Genomic DNA, 16,611 nt, shown 5'->3' with positions numbered 1-16,611 from the left:
ATCGCATTTCCCTTTTTGGGGCTGTTCCCCGTTTCCCTCTCTTGTCAGGAGATGTCCGCATGACCGCATTTGTCGAGGCTGCCTCGCCCCACGTGATGAACACCTATGGCCGCGTACCCATCGCGCTGGAGCGAGGCCAGGGCGTGCGTGTGTGGGACGTGAACGGCAAGCAGTACCTCGACGGACTGGGCGGCATCGCCGTGAATACGCTGGGCCACAACCATCCCAAGCTGGTGCCGGCGCTGCAGGACCAGATCGCCAAGCTGATCCACACCTCCAACTACTACCATGTGCCGGGTCAGGAAAAGCTGGCCCAGCTGCTGACCGAGCGCGCGCACATGACCAACGTGTTCTTCTGCAGCACCGGCCTGGAGGCCAACGAGGCTGCCATCAAGATCGCGCGCAAGTACGGCGTGGACAAGGGCATCGAAAAACCCGTGATCGTGGTCTACGACCATGCCTTCCACGGGCGCTCCATCGCCACCATGACCGCCACCGGCAACCCCAAGGTGCGCAACGGCTTCGGCCCGCTACTGGAGGGCTTCCTGCGCGTGGCGCCCAATGACATCGAGGCGCTGCAGGAGGCCACCGAAGGCAACGCCGACATCGTCGCCGTGATGATGGAGCCCATCCAGGGCGAAGGCGGCCTGCATCCCATGCGCGCCGACTACCTGCAGCAGGTGCGCGCGCTGTGCGACGCCAACGGCTGGCTGCTGATGCTTGACGAGGTGCAGGCCGGCATGGGCCGCACCGGCAAGTGGTTTGCCCACCAGTGGGCCGGCATTGTCCCGGACGTGATGACGCTGGCCAAGGGCCTGGGCTCGGGCGTTCCCGTGGGCGCAGTGCTGGCGCACGGCGCCGCCGCGCAGGTGCTCAAGCCGGGCAACCACGGCTCCACCTTCGGCGGCAACCCGCTCGCCATGCGCGCGGGTGTGGAGACCATCCGCATCATGGAAGAAGACGGCCTGCTGCAGAACGCCGCGGACGTGGGCGCCCACCTGAAGGCCGAGTTGCAGCGCGCACTGGGTGAGACCGCTGGCGTGAACGAAGTCCGCGGCCAGGGCCTGATCATCGGGATGGAGTTGGACCGCCCCTGCGGCGTGCTGATCGATCGCGCGGCCGAGGCCGGCCTGCTGCTGTCGGTGACCGCCGAGCGCGTGATCCGCCTGGTGCCCGCGCTCACCCTCACGCGCGCAGAAGCCGACGAGATCGTCGCCCTGCTCACACCCCTGGTGCAGACCTTCCTGTCTGAATGAAAGATCGACCGCGTATGAAGCACTACCTGCAATTCACCGACTTCACCGCCAACGAATACAACTACCTGTTCTCGCGCGCCGCCATCATCAAGGGCAAGTTCAAGAGCTACGAGAAGTACCACCCGCTAGCCGACCGCACCCTGGCCATGATTTTCGAGAAGGCCAGCACCCGCACGCGTGTGAGCTTTGAGGCCGGCATGTACCAGCTGGGCGGCAGCGTGGTGCACCTGACCACGGGCGACAGTCAGTTGGGTCGCGCCGAGCCCATCGAGGACAGCGCGCGCGTGATCAGCCGCATGACCGACCTGGTGATGATCCGCACCTTCGGCCACGACAAGATCGAGCGCTTCGCCGAATACTCGCGCGTGCCCGTCATCAACGGCCTGACCAACGAGTTCCATCCTTGCCAGATCATGGCGGACCTGTTCACCTACATCGAGCACCGCGGCTCGATCGCGGGCAAGGTCGTCGCCTGGGTGGGCGACGGCAACAACATGGCCAACACCTGGCTGCAGGCGGCCGATCTGCTGGGCTTCACCGTGCACGTGAGCACCCCCGGCGGCTACGAGGTGGACGAGAAGCTCGCCTTCGGCGGCAAGCCCCACCGCGCGGGCTGCTACAAGGTCTTTGCCGATCCCATGGATGCCTGCCGCGGCGCCGATCTGGTGACCACCGACGTGTGGACCAGCATGGGCTACGAGGCCGAGAACGAAGCGCGCCGCAAGGCCTTTGCCGACTGGTGCGTGGACGCCGAGATGATGGCCGTGGCCAAGCCCGACGCGCTGTTCATGCACTGCCTGCCCGCGCACCGCGGCGAGGAAGTGATGGCCGACGTGATCGACGGCCCCCAGTCCGTCGTCTGGGACGAGGCGGAAAACAGGATGCACGTGCAGAAGGCACTCATGGAGTACCTGCTGCTCGGCCGCGTCTAAACCCATCCCGCATCCCACCCATGGCCCCCGCGCAACTCCACCCCACGCGCCCGGGCCATCCACCCTGCCCCGCCCGCCAGCGCCCGCTGGCGCCTGAACTGCACGCGGCCGCCCGGCGCATGGCGGCACGCGTGCATGCGCTGCAGGTGCGCATTCATACCTTCTACCTGAAGTTCCTCCAGGGCCACACCTAGCGGCCCGGTTCTGCGCGGCAGGCGCCCCAGCGCATGCCCGCCCTCCCATCGCTCCCCCTGATCGCCCGCGATCCCCGGTGCCGGCTGCGCGTCGCACCTGGGATGGGGCCCGTTGCCGATGCCCCAGAACCCGAGGAACCTGCATGTCCGTCCCCGTCCACCCCTGCCTGCACTGCGGTGCATGCTGCCAGAACTACCGCGTGGAGTTCTCCGTCTATGAACTGCAGTCCATGGGCGGGCGCGTGCCCGACGCCCTGGCCCATGAGGCCGGAGGCAACCGCTACCGCATGAATGGCACCGAGCGCCACCCCGTGCGCTGCGTGGCACTGGCCGACCTGGGCAACGGCTGCATCGGCTGCGGCATCTACGACCAGCGTCCCCAGCCGTGCCGCGACTTTCCGTTCGCCTCCTACGGTTGCCACGACACGCGCGCCAAGCTGGGCCTGCCGCCGTTGACGGATGGCGACACGCAGGAGTGGCCGCAGGCCGCTTGAAGTGGCTCTTCAAAAAGAAGAGCTGCTGGCGCTTGCCAGGCAATGATTTCAGATAGTTTTGATACTGAAACCTTTGCCTGACAAGCGCCAGCAGCTATGCTTTTAGGCCCGCGACCGGGCTATCCCGGCTTCAGGGCTTGCGTGCCGGCGCGCAGCGGTCTCCGGCGCAGGCATTGCAGCCCCCGCAACTGCTGCCGGTCTTGGCCATGGGCGCCAGTGCCGGGTGCACGCGCGCGGCGCGGGCGCGCCAGCGCTGCGGCAGCCAGCGCCACAGCAGCGCCAGGGCGGCCACGGCCACGATCACGGCGGTGAGAATGTCTTGCCACATGGTTCTGCTCCTGGGTGACGGTTTCAACCACCGCCCAGCGCCAGGGCCACGCGGTAGGTGATGAAGCTGGCCGCATAGGCCAGTGCGAAGAGATAGCCCGTCATGACGAGCGGCCAGCGCCAGCCGTTGGTCTCGCGGCGCACGGCGGCGATGGTGGAGACGCACTGCGGCGCGAAGATGAACCACACCAGCAGCGACAGCGCCGTGGCCAGCGACCATTGCGCCGCCAGCATGGGCGCGAGCTGCGCGGCCGTGTCGTCGGCCGAAGCGGCAATCGCGTACACCGTGCCCAGGGCGCTCACCGCCACCTCGCGCGCGGCCATGCCAGGCACCAGGGCGATGCTGATCTGCCAATTGAAGCCGATGGGCGCAAAGATCACCTCCAGCGCCGCGCCGATGCGCCCGGCGAAGCTGTATTCGATGGCCGGCCCCGTGGCGTCCGCCGGCGGCGCGGGGTACGACGACAGGAACCACAGCAGGATGGTGACCAGCAGGATGATGCCGCCCACGCGGCGCAGGAAGATGCCCGCGCGCTCCCACAGCCCCAGCGCCAGGTTGCGCACGCTGGGCCAGCGGTAGGCGGGCAGCTCCATCAGCAGCGGCGTGGCGCCGTCGCCGCGCCGCGCCAGCCGCGCAACGGCCGCCACGGCCATGGCGCTCACGATGCCGCCCAGGTACAGCGCGAACAACACCAGCCCCTGCAGGTTGAACAGCCCCGCCACCGTGCGATCGGGGATGAAGGCCGCGATCAGCAGCGCGTACACCGGCAGGCGGGCCGAACAGGTCATCAGCGGCGCGATGAGGATGGTGACGAGCCGGTCGCGCCAGTCCGGAATGGAGCGCGTGGCCATGATGCCCGGCACCGCGCAGGCGAAGCTGGACAGCAGCGGGATGAACGAGCGTCCCGACAAGCCGACGGTGCCCATCACGCGGTCCAGCAGGAAGGCCGCGCGCGGCAGGTAACCGGACTCCTCCAGCGCCAGGATGAAGAAGAACAGGATCAGGATCTGCGGCAGGAACACCAGCACCCCGCCTGCGCCGGCGATCACGCCGTCGGCCAGCAGGCTGCGCAGCGGCCCCTCGGCCATGTGGGCGTTCAGCCATTCGGCCACGGCGGCCGTGGCGCCTTCGATCCAGCCCATGGGCACCTCTGCCCAACTGAACACGGCCTGGAACATCAGGAACAGCGTCACTGCCAGCAGCAGCATGCCCCACAGCGGGTGCAGCACCACGGCGTCGATGCGGTCGTCGCGCTGCAGGCGCAGCGCGGGCTCGCGCACGGCCAGCCCCATGATGCGGCGCACTTCCTGGTGCAATTGCTGCACGCGCTGCGGGCGGTCTTCCTCCAGCGCATTGACGGGCGGTGGCGCCTGCGTGCCCACGGCGGCGCCGCGGGCGGCCTGCGGGGTGGCCGTGTCCAGCCACTGCAGCAGCTCGCGCGCCCCGTCGGCGCGCACGCCCACGGTGGTCACCACGGGCAGGCCCAGTTCGCGCGCCAGGACTTCGCGGTCGATCTGGATGCCCTGCTGCTGCGCCATGTCGCTCATGTTCAGCACCAGCACCATGGGCAGGCCCAGGTCGCGCGCCTCCAGCACCAGGCGCAGGTTCAGGCGCAGGTGCGTGGCATCGGTCACGCAGACCAGCAGCTCGGGCATGGCCTCCCCTGGGTGGCGGCCGGTGACCACATCGCGGGTGACGGCCTCGTCCAGGCTCTGCGCGTGCAGGCTATAGGCGCCGGGCAGGTCCAGCACGCGCACGCGCCGGCCGCTGGCGGTGGTGAACAGGCCTTCCTTGCGCTCCACGGTGACGCCCGCGTAGTTCGCCACCTTCTGGCGTGCGCCGGTCAGCACGTTGAACAGCGCTGTCTTGCCGCAGTTGGGGTTGCCCAGCAGCGCGATGTGCAGGGGAGATGCCGCCGTGCTCATGCCGCGGCCTCCAGCGCATCCACGCGCACCTGCACCAGGGCCGCCTCATGGCGGCGCAGGGCAAAAGTGGCCTGGCCCACGCGAACGGCCAGGGGGTCGGCCGCGGGAAAGCCCCGGGCAATCACGCGCACGGGCTCGCCGGGCAGGAAGCCGATCTCCATCAGGCGCAGCACCATGGCCTGCGACCGGCCATCCTGCGCCGGCAGCAGCCCGGCAACCGTGGCCGGCACGCCATGCGGCAAGGTATCCAGCCCCCGCGGCTGCGCGGCGTCATTCCCCGTGTGAAGCATGTTGTATTGCAGTCAATGAATAAAAGTAATTCTCATTCTAATGGAACTGCACGCTGCTGGATTGATGCACATCAGGACCTGTGGCGCGTCACAATGACAACCCCTGCGACGCACGCCATGACCACTCTTCACCCTTGCCTGACCTGTGGCGCCTGCTGCGCCAGCTTTCGCGTGGACTTCTCGGTGCACGAGACGGAGGAGCTGGGCGGCTGCGTTCCCGATGGGCTGGTGGTGCCGGTCACGGACCACACCGCGCGCATGCGCGGCACGGACCATGCGCAGCCGCGCTGCTCGGCCCTCACGGGCCAGGTGGGCCAGCGCGCGGCCTGCGGCATCTACGAGTGGCGCCCCTCGCCCTGCCGCGAATTCGAAGCCGGCAGCGCTGCCTGCAACCGCGCGCGCCAGCGCCACCATCTGCCGGCACTGGACGGGCTGGTGCTCTGAACACCGCAGGACCCGCTTTCACACGGGCAACCCGCCGATGCGCCCCTTGAACTCCTGCAGCGAAAAATAGGTCTGTACCTGGCGCACGCCGGGCAGGCGGTGCAGGCGCCGCTGCAGCAGCTCGGAATACGCGTCCAGGTCGGTCGTCACGACCACCAGCAGGAAGTCCGCGGGGCCCGAGATGCCGTGGAACAGCACCACCTCGGGAATGGCGCACACCGCCTCCTCGAACGCCACGGACAGCGCCTCCGTCTGGTGGTCGATGCCCACCATCACGAAAGCCATCACACCCAGCCCCACCGCACGCCGGTCCAGCTGCGCGTGGTAGCCGCGCACTACCCCGGCGTCCTCCAGCCGCTTCACGCGTCGCCAGCAGGGCGACTGCGACAGGTGCGCCATTTCGGCCAGTTCGCCGGAGGTCAGGCGGGCGTTGTCCTGCAGCGCGCGCAGCAGCTGGCGGTCGGTACGGTCGATCTCGGCTTGCATGATTTAACCCAAAAATGTCTCTTTGAGAATGGATTATCCAAATGAATCACCCATCAGGGATAAACCATTTACCCGCCCCTCCGCCGCGCATAGCATGCGCGCCATGACCGCCACCTCCACGCCATCGCCCGCGCTGTGGGACATCTCTGCCCCCGTGCATGCGGGTAGCCCGGTGTTCCCGGGCGATACACCCTACCAGCAGCAGTGGAGCGCCACACTGGGCCCCGGCTGCCCGGTGAACGTGAGCGCACTCACGCTCTCGCCTCACGTGGGCACGCACGCTGACGCGCCCCTGCACTACGCAGCGGACGGCGCAGCCATCGGCGCCCTGCCGCTGGAAGCCTTCATCGGCCCCTGCCGCGTGGTGCATGCGCTGGACTGCGGGCCGCTCATCGAATGGACCCACATTGCCCATGCGATGACGGGCACTTTGCCGCCGCGGGTGCTGGTGCGCACCTACGCCCGCATGCCCGTGGACCGCTGGGACGCGGGCCTCACGGCCTACGCGCCCGACACCATCGAGCGCCTGGCCGACGCCGGCGTAGTGCTCGTGGGCATCGACACCGCCAGCATCGACCCCGCCGACAGCAAGCCGCTGCCCAGCCACCAGGTGATCCGCCGGCGCGGCCTGCGCGTGCTGGAGAACCTGGTGCTGGACGATGTGCCCGAGGGCGACTACGAACTCATCGCGCTGCCGCTCAAGCTCACCACGGCCGACGCATCGCCCGTGCGCGCCGTGCTGCGTGCGCTGCCGCCGCGCGCATGACCATTAAGCCGTTTTAGCCTCTAACGCTCATGCAATAAGCGCTAACAGCTACTTTATTAATAGCAAAAACCACATGACTACCTTGCAAGAGTGCCGCACACGCGATGCGCAGGACCCGCTGCGCAGCCTGCGCGACCATTTCAGCCTGCCCGAGGGCGTGATCTACCTGGACGGCAACTCCCTGGGCGCTCTGCCCCGCGCCACGCCGGCGCGCGTGGCCCAAGTAGTGCAGCAGGAATGGGGACAGGACCTCATCACCTCGTGGAACAAGGCTGGCTGGGTCAGCCTGCCGCAGCGCCTGGGCAACCAGTTCGCTTCCTGGATCGGCGCGGGGCCGGACCAGGTGGTGTTCACCGACACCACCTCGGTCAACCTGTACAAGGTGCTGTCGGCTGCCGCGCGCGTGGCCCGCGCGGACCATCCCGGTCGCACCCAGCTCGTCAGCGAGCGCAGCAACTTCCCCACCGACCTGTACATCGCCCAGTCCGTGTGCCAGGAGTACGGACTGGAGTTGGTGCTGGTGGAGCCCGAGGAAATCGCCACGCAGCTGACGCCCCAGGTCGCCGTCCTGCTGCTCACCCACGTGAACTACCGCACCGGCGCCATGCACGACATGGCAGCCGTGACCGCGCAGGCGCACGCCCACGGCATTCTGTGCGTCTGGGACCTGTGCCACAGCGCGGGCGCCGTGCCCGTGCACCTGCTGGACGCGAATGCCGACTATGCGGTGGGCTGCAGCTACAAGTACCTGAATGGCGGCCCTGGCGCGCCCGCCTTCGTGTGGGTGCACCCGCGCCTGGCGGACCGCCCGGATGCGACATTTGCGCAGCCGCTGTCGGGCTGGTTCGGCCATGCCGCGCCCTTCGCCTTCACGCCCGACTACCAGCCCGCACCGGGTATCGCACGCTACCTCTGCGGCACGCAGCCCATCGTGAGCCTGTCGGCCCTGCAGTGCGGGCTGGACATCTTTACCGCCGCCGAGCCTCTGGGCGGCATGGCGGCGCTGCGCGCCAAGTCGCTCGCACTGACCGATCTGTTCATCGCGCTGGTCGAGGAGCACTGCGCCGGCCACGGCCTGGGACTGGCGACGCCGCGCGATCATGCGGCGCGCGGTTCGCAGGTGTGCCTGACACGTGGCGAGGGCCTGGGCGTTCAGGGCGTCGGCAGCGGGGCCTACGCCATCGTGCAGGCCCTGATCGCGCGCGGCGTGGTCGGCGACTTCCGCAAGGGCGACGGCGGCAAACACCTGGACATCCTGCGCTTTGGCTTCACGCCGCTGTATGTCGGCTTTGAAGACGTGTGGAATGCCGTGCAGCACCTACGCCAGGTGCTGGAATCCGGCGAATGGCGCAAGCCCGAGTTCAACCACCTCAACGCCGTGACCTGACCATGACCTGCCCCCACCACCCCAGCGCATCCTCCGGCGCCACCGAAGCCATCGTACGCCAGGAGGGCGCACAGCTCGACTTCAGCCACAGCATGAGCTATGGCGACTACCTGCAGTTGGACAGCGTGCTGGGCGCGCAAAAGCCCCTGTCGCCCGCGCACGACGAGATGCTGTTCATCGTGCAGCACCAGACCAGCGAGCTGTGGATGAAGCTCATGCTGCATGAGCTGCACGCGGCCATCGCCCATATCGCGCGTGACGAGTTGCCGCCCGCTTTCAAGATGCTGGCGCGCGTGTCCAAGATCCTCGAGCAGTTGGTGCACGCCTGGGACGTGCTGGCCACCATGACGCCGCCCGAGTACACCGCCATGCGCCCGCACCTGGGCCAGTCCAGCGGTTTCCAGAGCTACCAGTACCGGTGCATCGAGTTCGCCATGGGCAACAAGAACCGCGCCATGCTGCAGCCCCATGCCCACCACCCCGAGCGCCTGGCCCAGGTACAGGCGGCCTACGAGGCGCCCTCGCTCTACGACGAAGCACTGCGCCTGCTGGCGCGCCGCGGCCTGCCCGTGCCGGCCAGCCATACCGAGCGCGACTGGCGCCAGCCCTACGAGGCCAGCGAAGCCGTGGAGCAGGCCTGGTTGACCGTGTACCGCGATCCACAAAGGTATTGGGACCTGTACCAGCTGGGCGAGGAGCTCACCGACCTGGAGGACGCCTTCCGCCTCTGGCGCTTTCGCCACGTGACCACGGTGGAACGCGTAATCGGCTTCAAGCGCGGCACCGGCGGCACGGGCGGCGTGAGCTACCTGCGCAAGATGCTGGACGTGGTGCTGTTCCCCGAGATCTGGCGGCTGCGCACCGCGCTGTGAACTGCCACCTCCCCGCCGCTCCATGAACAAAGGCCCCGCATGGCGGGGCCTTTGCACAGAGGGTCGTCCTGGCCGGTGCGCATGGCACCGGCGCGCCGTTACTTGGCGCTGGCGGAGACGGTGGTCGTCCGGTAGTCCGGGTGGCCCGTAATCTCGGACTCCGAGAACGGCATGCGCACCCACTGCTTGGCGCTGTAGGCCTTGGTGTAGTCGCCAAAATGCGGCGACGCCGGGTCGTCGGACAGCGAGAACGTCAGGAAGGTGTGGGCCTGCACGCCGCTGGAGGGGAAGCTCACCACCTGCATGTATGAGTTGCCATGCGGCTGCCCGTCCATGCTGTAGCCGCCCGCCGTGATGTCGTTCTCGGAACAGGTGATGGTGAAGTAGCCCACGCCGCCACAGCCGCCGTACAGCGGCAATTTGGCACCGCCCTTGGTGGCAAACAGCACTTCGCCGCGCGGTGCATCCAGCGCGAACCCGCTCTGCCCCACGCGGCTGATGGCCGTGGCCATGGCCTGGCGCAGCGCGGTCACGGCCGCCACGTTGATACCGCGCGGAGTATTCAGCGGGTCGGCCGCGTCAAAGGGCACCGAGTACAGCCCGGTGGTGGGCACGCGGGTCCAGAACTCGTCCCACAAATGGGAGCCCCGGGACTCCTTGTTCCCGCGGTTGTCCCACGCACGCAGCGTGGCGCAGGCCTGCGTGGCGTCCACCGTGGCACCGTTCACCATCCATTGCGAGGGCGTGCAGATCAGCGTCAGGATCTCGTCCTTGAACCGCTCGGCCGAGAACACGCGGCTGTTCAGCACCATGTCGCGCACGATGGCGGCGCTGGCCTTGTTGCCGCTGTAGTCGTCGGTGCCGGCCAGCCGCTCCAGGGCCATGGTGTGGCCCAGGCGCGTGCGCAGCGTCAACGCCGCCGTGCCCGCGGGACCGAAGATGGCCGGGTACCCCGTGAGCGGCGCATTCGCGTTGGACAGCCAGTAGCTGTCGTTCATGTTGCCCACATAGTCCTCGCGCAACAGGCTGGGCATGCGCGACGGGCCGATGGCGCCCTTTTGCTTGGAGTCCGCATCGGTCTGCCAGTCACAGGCGCTGCGCGAGCCGTCGAAGAACGGCACGTTGGGCAGCGCCGCGCCCACGGCCGCGCCGAACGGCGTGGTGCACGCGGCCACCTGCTCGGGCGACACGTTGGGCACCGCGCCGATGTCCGCGTACCAGACCCGCGCGCTGCCACGCCCCACGGCCACCGTGTTGACCCATGGAATCGCGGACTCTTCCTTCTGGATGGCCATGAACTCTTCCAGCGAACGCGCCTGGTTCCAGCGCATCCAGTTGCGGAAGGTGCGGAAGTTCTCACCGTTGATGTCACGGATGGCGAAGGCCGTACTCTGGCTCCAGGCCAGAGCGGGGTTGAGCCCCGCCAGATTGACCAACGGCCCGTACTCGGAGGTGTACAGCGTGCGCGTCACATCGCTCAGCGTGCCGTCGGCATTGCGGCTGGACACAGTGATGCTGCGCGGCGCCATCTTGACCGGCTGGCCGTCACGCAGGTAGGTGGTGGGGTCGCCCGACTGCAGCTGCAGCTGGAAGAAGCCGAAGCGCCGCGCCGTGGAGACCGTGTGGCTCCAGGCGACGTTGTCGTTGAAGCCGATCAGCACCAGCGGCACGCCCAGGAATCCGACGCCGCTGACGTTCACCTGATTGTCGATCGTGACCTGGGCCTGGTAGAACCGGTCCGGCCCCTTCCAGTACCAGTGGGGGTTGCCGAACATCACGCCGCTGGACTCGCCCGTGGCCGCTGGCGCAAAGCCATACATGTTGCTGCCGATGCCCGCGTCACCGCCTACCTGCAGGGCGGGAGGTGTGGTCAGGCGCTGGTCCAGGGACGGGGCGGTCTGCGCGTCTTGCGCCGCGCCGGCCTTGGCTGCGGCAGGGGCGACGGCATTGGCGATGGCCTCCACGAAATTGCTGTACCCCCCCGCCAGGTTGGCCGCGTACATGCGGCGCCAGACGTCCTCCTGCGTGATGGGCTGCACCCATGCCTCGCTGCGGCAGGCCGCGTGGGCCGTCCCTTTCTTGGCAACGTCCACGTACTGGTTGTAGCCGGCCACGAAGCCCTCGACCATCTGCCGCAGATTCTCGGGCTGCGCCGCGGCCATCTTCTGCACCACGTCGGCGGAGATCACATGGCGGTGGAAGAAGTCCGAGTCGATGTTGCGCGGGCGTCCGATGGTGCTGTTGTAGACCAGCTGTGCGCTGCCGCCAAAGTAGCGCGAGCGCTCGCCCCGGTAGGTGAGGAAGGCATCCGCCAGCGTGCACAGGTTGTCCTGCGCCTGGACATACCCCATACCGAAGCCCCCGCCGGCCCAGTTGGAGGCCTTGATGTGCGGCACGCCCATCGCGGTGCGGCGGATCTCCGCCTGGTACGCCAGCGGCGCGTCGTCCGCGTCGTCGTTGCCCCCGCAGCCGGCCAGCAGGGCCAGGACCGCCGTCGCCAACAGCGCGCGTGGCGCCGCAGCACGAGTCACTCTCTCTTGCATGCGTTGTCTCCTTTGTTGTGGTGCACCCCTGCCGGTCCCCCGGCCCGGGCCAACCCAGGATAGACGCAACGCAGCGGAATGCCTAGCACCCGGCTGCGCGCGAGCGACACGCCCCGCGGTGCCTTGTATCTTTAAACCAGACCAGCGCGGTAGAGTCTGAACGCCGTTGAGGCGGCCAGACCGGCCCGTGCAGTTTGGTAGGCGCTGGGGTGATAGAGCCCGTGACTGAGTACAGAACGCATGGCCGCCGCGCTGGTCTTCGTGAAGCCCGAACGGTTACGCGCGCCTTGATTGAGCGCGCATGCACAAGCAAGGGATCTGAAGATCATGTCTGTTACCTCAGTGACGGTGGGCATCGACGTGGCCAAGGCGCACGTGGATGTCTGTGTGCTGGGTGCCAAGAGCAGCGCCCAGCGGTTTGACAACGATGCCGAAGGCCACTCGGCGCTGGCGGCTGCCCTGCAGCCCCTGGACGTGGGTCTGGTGGTGATGGAGGCCACCGGCGGCTACGAGGCCGCGTTAGCGTGTGCCCTGCAGGCCACAGGCCTGCCCGTGGCGGTCATCAACCCGCGCCAGGCGCGCGACTTCGCCAAATCCATGGGACGCCTGGCCAAGACCGACGCGGTGGATGCGCGCACGCTGGCCGAGCTGGCAGCGGTGCTGCTGCGCCGCGACGATCTGCAGCGCTTCTTGCGCCCCCTGGCCGATGAGCGCCAGCAGTGGCTCGCGGCCCTGGTCACGCGCAGGCGCCAGTTGCTGACCATGCTCCATTCGGAGCGCCAACGGCTGCAGATCACGCCCAAGAAGCTGCACGCCAGCATCGAGGCCATCGAGGCGGCGATCAAGGCGCAGCTCGATGAGATCGAAGAGCAGATGGTCACGCATGTGCGCGAGCACTTTGGGGAGCTCGACACGCTGCTGCAGTCGGCTGCGGGAGTCGGCCCGGTGGCCAGTGCCACGATGATTGCCGAGCTGCCAGAGCTGGGCCGGCTGAACCGGCGCGAGATCGCTGCATTGGTGGGCGTGGCGCCCATGGCCAATGACTCCGGCGGCAGCAAGGGCAGGCGGCGCGTACAAGGCGGGCGCTTCGAGATCCGCCGCGTGCTGTACATGGCAACGCTCACGGCCACCCGCTACAACCCGGCCATCAAGGCCTTCTACGAGCGTCTGAAGGCCGCTGGCAAGTTGCCCAAGGTCGCCCTGGTCGCTTGCATGCGCAAGTTGCTCACCACGCTCAACGCCATGGTGCGCACTGGAAAACCTTGGGACAAGTCGCTTCATTGCGCTTGACTTCGAAGACGGTTACTCAGTCGTTCTCCGTGAACTGCTCGAAGCACTCCTTGAGCCGGTGGTGCCATGCGCGCTTGTCGGCTTCGGCGGCAAAGCTGGCCTCGAAGCTGTTCCAGGCCAACTGGTAGGCATGGCGCGCCGTGAGCCCGGGCACCGCCGCGAAGAGCTGCGTGAAGTTGTCGTTGACGTAACCGCCGAAGTACGCGGGATCGTCGGAGTTCACGGTCACCGCCAGCCCCGCCTCCAGCAGCTGCAGCAGGTTGTGATCGGCCAGGCGCGGGAACACGCACAGCTTCAGGTTGGACAAGGGGCACACGGTGAGCGGTATGCGCTCATCGGCCAGTCGGCGCATCAGCGCCGGGTCGTGAACGGCCTGCACGCCGTGGTCGATGCGCTCGGCCTGCAGCACGTCCAGCGCGCTCCAGATATAAGCCGGCGGACCCTCTTCACCCGCATGGGCCACCACGTGCAGGCCCAGGGCGCGGCAGCGCTCGAACACGCGGGCGAACTTCTCGGGCGGGTGGCCTCGCTCGCTACTGTCCAGCCCCACGCCGACGATGCGGTCCAGCAGCGGCAGGGCCTGCTCCAGCGTGGCGAGGGCATCCTCCTCGCTCAGGTGCCGCAGAAAGCACAGGATGAGCGACGCAGACAGGCCGTGGCTGCTGCGCGCGTCCGCGCAGGCACGGTGCAGCCCGTTGATCACGGTCTCGATGTGCACGCCCCGCGCGGTGTGCGTCTGCGGGTCGAAGAAGATTTCCGCATGCGCTATGCGTATTCCACGCGATGGCGGACACGATTCCATGCTGATGGCGGACAGTGTTCCAGCGTGATGGCGGACAGTGTTCCACGCTGAAGGCGGACAGCATTCCAAACTGATGGCGGACACCTGCGGGGTGTTCTGAGTGACCCGAACGCGGCATACGCTGCCCGGTTTTTTGACCGGAACCAGCGATGCCCACACCCAGGGTCACCATGAGCAAACTACGACACACACTGCAACTGCTGCACCGCGGGGCCTTGAGCACCCGTCAAATCGGTGCCGCCCTCGGCATCTCCAAATCCACTGTCAGCGAGATAGCCAGCTACGCGCGCGTGGCCGGCGTGGACTGGGCACTGGCCCAGAGCCTGAACGACGACGAACTCCAGGCCCGGCTCTACAAGCCACCCGTGGCGCGCGAGTCCCGGCACCTTGAACCCGACCACGCCCACATCCACCGCGAACTGCGCCGACCTGGCGTGACGCTGCAGTTGCTTTGGGAGGAATACCAGCAACAGCACAGCGGGCAGGCGTACAAGTACAGCGCCTTCTGCGAGAAGTACAAGGCCTGGGCCCGGCGCCTGCAGCGCTCCATGCGCCAGACCCACACGGGCGGTGACAAGCTCTTTGTGGACTACGCCGGCCAGACCGTTCCCGTGGTGGATGCCGACACTGGCGAGATACGCCAGGCCCAGGTCTTCGTGGCCGTGCTGGGCGCATCGAACTACACCTACGCCTGCGCCACCGCCAGCCAGAAGACCACCGACTGGGTGGCCAGCATCATTAGCGCGCTGGAGTTCATCGGCGGCGTGCCCCGCCTGCTGGTGCCTGACCAGCCGCGCGCCCTCATGGCCCGACCCGACCGTTACGAGCCCACCGCGCACCGCCTGCTCGAAGAGCTCTGTGCGCACTACAGCCTGGCCGTGATGCCCGCGCGCCCGGCCAAGCCACGCGACAAACCCAAGGTGGAGGTCGCTGTGCAGGTGGTCGAGCGCTGGATTCTGGCCAGGCTGCGCCACCAGACCTTCTTCAGCCTGGCCGAGCTCAACCGGGCGATTGCCGCCTTGCTGGTGGACTTGAACCAGCGCGCGTTCAAGAAGCTGCCGGGCAACCGCACTAGCGCCTTCGCCGAACTCGACCGGCCAGCCCTGCGCCCCCTGCCGCCGGTGCGCATGCCCATCGCGCGCTTCAAACCCGCCCGCGTCAACATCGATTACCACGTTGAGCTCGATGGCCACTACTACTCGGTGCCCCACGCCCTGGTGGGTGAGCCGGTGGAGTTGCGCATCACGGCCGGCACGCTCGAAGTCCTGCACGGCAGCAAACGCGTGGCCGCCCACGCCCTCAATCCCCGACGGGGTGCACACACCACCACGCCCGAGCACATGCCGGCCTCGCACCGGGCGCACCTGCAGTGGACGCCGGCCAAGCTCATCGCCTGGGGTGAGCGCGTGGGCGCGGCCACCGCCGCCGTGGTGCGCTGGCAGATGGAGCACCGCCAGCATCCCGAGCAGGGTTACCGCTCCTGTCTGGGCCTCATGCGCCTGGGCCGTGAGTACGGGGCTGACCGGCTGGAGGCCGCCTGTGCGCGGGCGCAGTCGATTCGCTCACCGTCCTACAAGAGCATCGCCTCCATCCTGGGCTGCGGCCTGGACCAGCGGCCGCTGGATGCGCCGATGGCCGCACAGGCGAGCCTGCCGCTGCACGAGAACGTGCGCGGGCCGGGCTACTACCACTGAACTCCAACGTGCAAGCAAACCTAACAAGGAAGAACCATGCTCAACGAACAGACCTTGAACCAACTGCGCGCCCTGCGCCTGGACGGCATGGTGGCCGCCCTCAGCGACGCGGCCACCCACATCACGGCCAGCGAGCTGCCCTTTGAACAACGCCTGGCGCTGCTGGTGCAGCGCGAGGTGGACTGGCGTGACAGCAAGCGCCTGGAGCGCCTGTTGAAGGCGGCCCGCCTGAAGGTCTCCAGTGCCTGCCTGGAGGACATCGACTGGCGCGCCAGCCGGGGCCTGAGCCGAGAGGTCATCACCAGCCTGGCCGGCGGGGACTGGCTGCGCCATGGCCACAACGTGCTGCTCACCGGCGCCACCGGGTGCGGCAAGACGTGGCTCGCCTGCGCACTGGGGCAGCAGGCCGCGCGCCTGGGCTTCTCGGTGCTCTACACCCGCGCGCCACGGCTGCTGCAGGAGCTGCACGTGGCCCACGGCGATGGCAGCCTGGGCAAACGGCTGGCGCAACTGGCGCGGCTGGACCTGCTCATCCTGGACGACTTCGGCATCGCGCCGATTGCCGCGCACGAGCGAAACGACCTGCTGGAATTGCTGGACGACCGGGTGGGCACGCGCTCGACGCTCATCACCAGCCAGTTGCCGGTGACGGCCTGGCACGCCTGGCTGGACGAGCCCACGCTGGCCGACGCCATCCTGGACCGCATCGTGCACGGCTCGCACAAGATAGCCCTCAAGGGCGAGTCGATGCGCAAGCTCACCAAGGCCGTCTGAGCCGGCCGCGCCGACCGCCATTCCACGCTGATGGCGGACACTTCGGCTACGATTTGAGCGTCACTCAGGACACCCGCGCAACGTGTCCGCCATCGCCTGGAACGCTGTCCGCGATGGGAATGGAATCACTGTCC

Annotated in this window: 16 protein-coding genes and 1 pseudogene; 11 read left to right on the top strand and 6 right to left on the bottom strand. The window is 68.0% G+C overall.

Features of this window, described 5'->3' with window-relative positions; translation table 11 throughout:
• The first annotated feature begins 59 nt into the window (after positions 1 to 59).
• The 4 genes from MRB47_RS07085 (at position 60) to MRB47_RS07070 (ending at position 2,876) form a co-directional block, all read left to right on the top strand.
• Positions 60 to 1,256 carry an aspartate aminotransferase family protein gene (locus MRB47_RS07085; RefSeq protein WP_252102317.1) on the top strand — a complete coding sequence of 399 codons (1,197 nt, stop codon included), beginning with the start codon at positions 60 to 62 and terminating at the stop codon, positions 1,254 to 1,256.
• 14 nt (positions 1,257 to 1,270) lie between these two features.
• Positions 1,271 to 2,188 (top strand): ornithine carbamoyltransferase, encoded by a 918-nt coding sequence (argF, locus tag MRB47_RS07080; protein WP_252102599.1) that lies wholly within the window; start codon positions 1,271 to 1,273, stop codon positions 2,186 to 2,188.
• 20 nt (positions 2,189 to 2,208) lie between these two features.
• Positions 2,209 to 2,382 (top strand): hypothetical protein, encoded by a 174-nt coding sequence (locus tag MRB47_RS07075; protein ID WP_220637720.1) that lies wholly within the window; start codon positions 2,209 to 2,211, stop codon positions 2,380 to 2,382.
• Between the two features lie 143 nt (positions 2,383 to 2,525).
• Positions 2,526 to 2,876: a YkgJ family cysteine cluster protein gene (locus tag MRB47_RS07070; protein WP_252102316.1), complete on the top strand. Its 351-nt coding sequence runs from the start codon at positions 2,526 to 2,528 to the stop codon at positions 2,874 to 2,876.
• A gap of 130 nt (positions 2,877 to 3,006) precedes the next feature.
• On the opposite strand, the gene MRB47_RS07065 is transcribed toward MRB47_RS07070, so the two are convergent.
• From MRB47_RS07065 to MRB47_RS07055, 3 genes are read right to left on the bottom strand one after another with little or no spacing between them, the layout of a single operon-like run.
• Positions 3,007 to 3,204 carry a hypothetical protein gene (locus MRB47_RS07065; protein WP_011806146.1) on the bottom strand — a complete coding sequence of 66 codons (198 nt, stop codon included), beginning with the start codon at positions 3,202 to 3,204 and terminating at the stop codon, positions 3,007 to 3,009.
• A 23-nt stretch (positions 3,205 to 3,227) separates the two neighbouring features.
• The gene (gene feoB / locus MRB47_RS07060; protein ID WP_252102315.1) at positions 3,228 to 5,129 is read right to left on the bottom strand and encodes a ferrous iron transporter B; all 1,902 of its coding nucleotides are present in this window, start codon (positions 5,127 to 5,129) and stop codon (positions 3,228 to 3,230) included.
• A complete protein-coding gene (locus tag MRB47_RS07055) occupies positions 5,126 to 5,419 on the bottom strand; it encodes a ferrous iron transport protein A (protein WP_015913817.1) in 294 nt (97 codons plus the stop codon). Before MRB47_RS07055 ends, feoB begins: the two co-directional genes overlap by 4 nt.
• 117 nt (positions 5,420 to 5,536) lie before the next feature.
• Here MRB47_RS07055 and MRB47_RS07050 point away from each other — a divergent pair, with 117 nt between their 5' ends.
• Positions 5,537 to 5,863 carry a YkgJ family cysteine cluster protein gene (locus MRB47_RS07050; protein ID WP_252102314.1) on the top strand — a complete coding sequence of 109 codons (327 nt, stop codon included), beginning with the start codon at positions 5,537 to 5,539 and terminating at the stop codon, positions 5,861 to 5,863.
• Positions 5,864 to 5,881: 18 nt separating this feature from the next.
• Here the strand turns inward: MRB47_RS07050 and MRB47_RS07045 are convergent, their stop codons facing one another.
• A complete protein-coding gene (locus MRB47_RS07045; protein WP_015913819.1) occupies positions 5,882 to 6,349 on the bottom strand; it encodes an Lrp/AsnC family transcriptional regulator in 468 nt (155 codons plus the stop codon).
• 94 nt (positions 6,350 to 6,443) lie between these two features.
• Between MRB47_RS07045 and kynB the strand changes: the two genes are divergently transcribed.
• The 3 genes from kynB to kynA all read left to right on the top strand — a co-directional run bounded on the left by kynB (position 6,444) and on the right by kynA (position 9,374).
• Positions 6,444 to 7,115: an arylformamidase gene (gene kynB / locus MRB47_RS07040; RefSeq protein WP_370632957.1), complete on the top strand. Its 672-nt coding sequence runs from the start codon at positions 6,444 to 6,446 to the stop codon at positions 7,113 to 7,115.
• Positions 7,116 to 7,188: 73 nt separating this feature from the next.
• On the top strand, positions 7,189 to 8,502 hold the full coding sequence (gene kynU, locus MRB47_RS07035) for a kynureninase (RefSeq protein ID WP_252102313.1): 1,314 nt from the start codon (positions 7,189 to 7,191) through the stop codon (positions 8,500 to 8,502).
• Positions 8,503 to 8,504: 2 nt separating this feature from the next.
• The gene (kynA, locus tag MRB47_RS07030; RefSeq protein WP_252102312.1) at positions 8,505 to 9,374 is read left to right on the top strand and encodes a tryptophan 2,3-dioxygenase; all 870 of its coding nucleotides are present in this window, start codon (positions 8,505 to 8,507) and stop codon (positions 9,372 to 9,374) included.
• A 98-nt stretch (positions 9,375 to 9,472) separates the two neighbouring features.
• Here the strand turns inward: kynA and MRB47_RS07025 are convergent, their stop codons facing one another.
• Positions 9,473 to 11,917 (bottom strand): penicillin acylase family protein, encoded by a 2,445-nt coding sequence (locus MRB47_RS07025; protein WP_252102311.1) that lies wholly within the window; start codon positions 11,915 to 11,917, stop codon positions 9,473 to 9,475.
• Between the two features lie 327 nt (positions 11,918 to 12,244).
• On the opposite strand from MRB47_RS07025, the gene MRB47_RS07020 reads away from it, so the two are divergent.
• On the top strand, positions 12,245 to 13,207 hold the full coding sequence (locus MRB47_RS07020) for an IS110 family transposase (RefSeq protein ID WP_011804582.1): 963 nt from the start codon (positions 12,245 to 12,247) through the stop codon (positions 13,205 to 13,207).
• A gap of 16 nt (positions 13,208 to 13,223) precedes the next feature.
• On the opposite strand, the pseudogene add reads toward MRB47_RS07020, so the two are convergent.
• Positions 13,224 to 13,976 (bottom strand): annotated as a pseudogene (gene add / locus MRB47_RS07015) (adenosine deaminase); the annotation flags it as partial.
• Between the two features lie 182 nt (positions 13,977 to 14,158).
• Here add and istA point away from each other — a divergent pair.
• Both istA and istB read left to right on the top strand, forming a co-directional pair.
• Positions 14,159 to 15,703 carry an IS21 family transposase gene (gene istA, locus MRB47_RS07010; protein ID WP_252100662.1) on the top strand — a complete coding sequence of 515 codons (1,545 nt, stop codon included), beginning with the start codon at positions 14,159 to 14,161 and terminating at the stop codon, positions 15,701 to 15,703.
• A 36-nt stretch (positions 15,704 to 15,739) separates the two neighbouring features.
• Entirely contained in the window at positions 15,740 to 16,477 is a 738-nt protein-coding gene (gene istB / locus MRB47_RS07005) for an IS21-like element helper ATPase IstB (RefSeq protein WP_011805003.1), read from the top strand.
• Positions 16,478 to 16,611: the final 134 nt, after the last annotated feature.

The organism is Diaphorobacter sp. LI3, assembly GCF_022807955.1.
GTDB classification, from domain to species: domain Bacteria; phylum Pseudomonadota; class Gammaproteobacteria; order Burkholderiales; family Burkholderiaceae_C; genus Diaphorobacter; species Diaphorobacter nitroreducens.
This window is presented reverse-complemented; position numbering and strand designations above follow the sequence as displayed.

What these genes read in the sequence shown, in the direction of transcription:
- MRB47_RS07085 (WP_252102317.1), top strand. Translation starts at nt 60, where the DNA reads ATGACCGCATTTGTCGAGGCTGCCTCGCCCCACGTGATGAACACCTAT.
- argF (WP_252102599.1), top strand. Translation starts at nt 1,271, where the DNA reads ATGAAGCACTACCTGCAATTCACCGACTTCACCGCCAACGAATACAAC.
- MRB47_RS07075 (WP_220637720.1), top strand. Translation starts at nt 2,209, where the DNA reads ATGGCCCCCGCGCAACTCCACCCCACGCGCCCGGGCCATCCACCCTGC.
- MRB47_RS07070 (WP_252102316.1), top strand. Translation starts at nt 2,526, where the DNA reads ATGTCCGTCCCCGTCCACCCCTGCCTGCACTGCGGTGCATGCTGCCAG.
- MRB47_RS07065 (WP_011806146.1), bottom strand. Translation starts at nt 3,204, where the DNA reads ATGTGGCAAGACATTCTCACCGCCGTGATCGTGGCCGTGGCCGCCCTG.
- feoB (WP_252102315.1), bottom strand. Translation starts at nt 5,129, where the DNA reads ATGAGCACGGCGGCATCTCCCCTGCACATCGCGCTGCTGGGCAACCCC.
- MRB47_RS07055 (WP_015913817.1), bottom strand. Translation starts at nt 5,419, where the DNA reads ATGCTTCACACGGGGAATGACGCCGCGCAGCCGCGGGGGCTGGATACC.
- MRB47_RS07050 (WP_252102314.1), top strand. Translation starts at nt 5,537, where the DNA reads ATGACCACTCTTCACCCTTGCCTGACCTGTGGCGCCTGCTGCGCCAGC.
- MRB47_RS07045 (WP_015913819.1), bottom strand. Translation starts at nt 6,349, where the DNA reads ATGCAAGCCGAGATCGACCGTACCGACCGCCAGCTGCTGCGCGCGCTG.
- kynB (WP_370632957.1), top strand. Translation starts at nt 6,444, where the DNA reads ATGCGCGCCATGACCGCCACCTCCACGCCATCGCCCGCGCTGTGGGAC.
- kynU (WP_252102313.1), top strand. Translation starts at nt 7,189, where the DNA reads ATGACTACCTTGCAAGAGTGCCGCACACGCGATGCGCAGGACCCGCTG.
- kynA (WP_252102312.1), top strand. Translation starts at nt 8,505, where the DNA reads ATGACCTGCCCCCACCACCCCAGCGCATCCTCCGGCGCCACCGAAGCC.
- MRB47_RS07025 (WP_252102311.1), bottom strand. Translation starts at nt 11,917, where the DNA reads ATGCAAGAGAGAGTGACTCGTGCTGCGGCGCCACGCGCGCTGTTGGCG.
- MRB47_RS07020 (WP_011804582.1), top strand. Translation starts at nt 12,245, where the DNA reads ATGTCTGTTACCTCAGTGACGGTGGGCATCGACGTGGCCAAGGCGCAC.
- istA (WP_252100662.1), top strand. Translation starts at nt 14,159, where the DNA reads ATGCCCACACCCAGGGTCACCATGAGCAAACTACGACACACACTGCAA.
- istB (WP_011805003.1), top strand. Translation starts at nt 15,740, where the DNA reads ATGCTCAACGAACAGACCTTGAACCAACTGCGCGCCCTGCGCCTGGAC.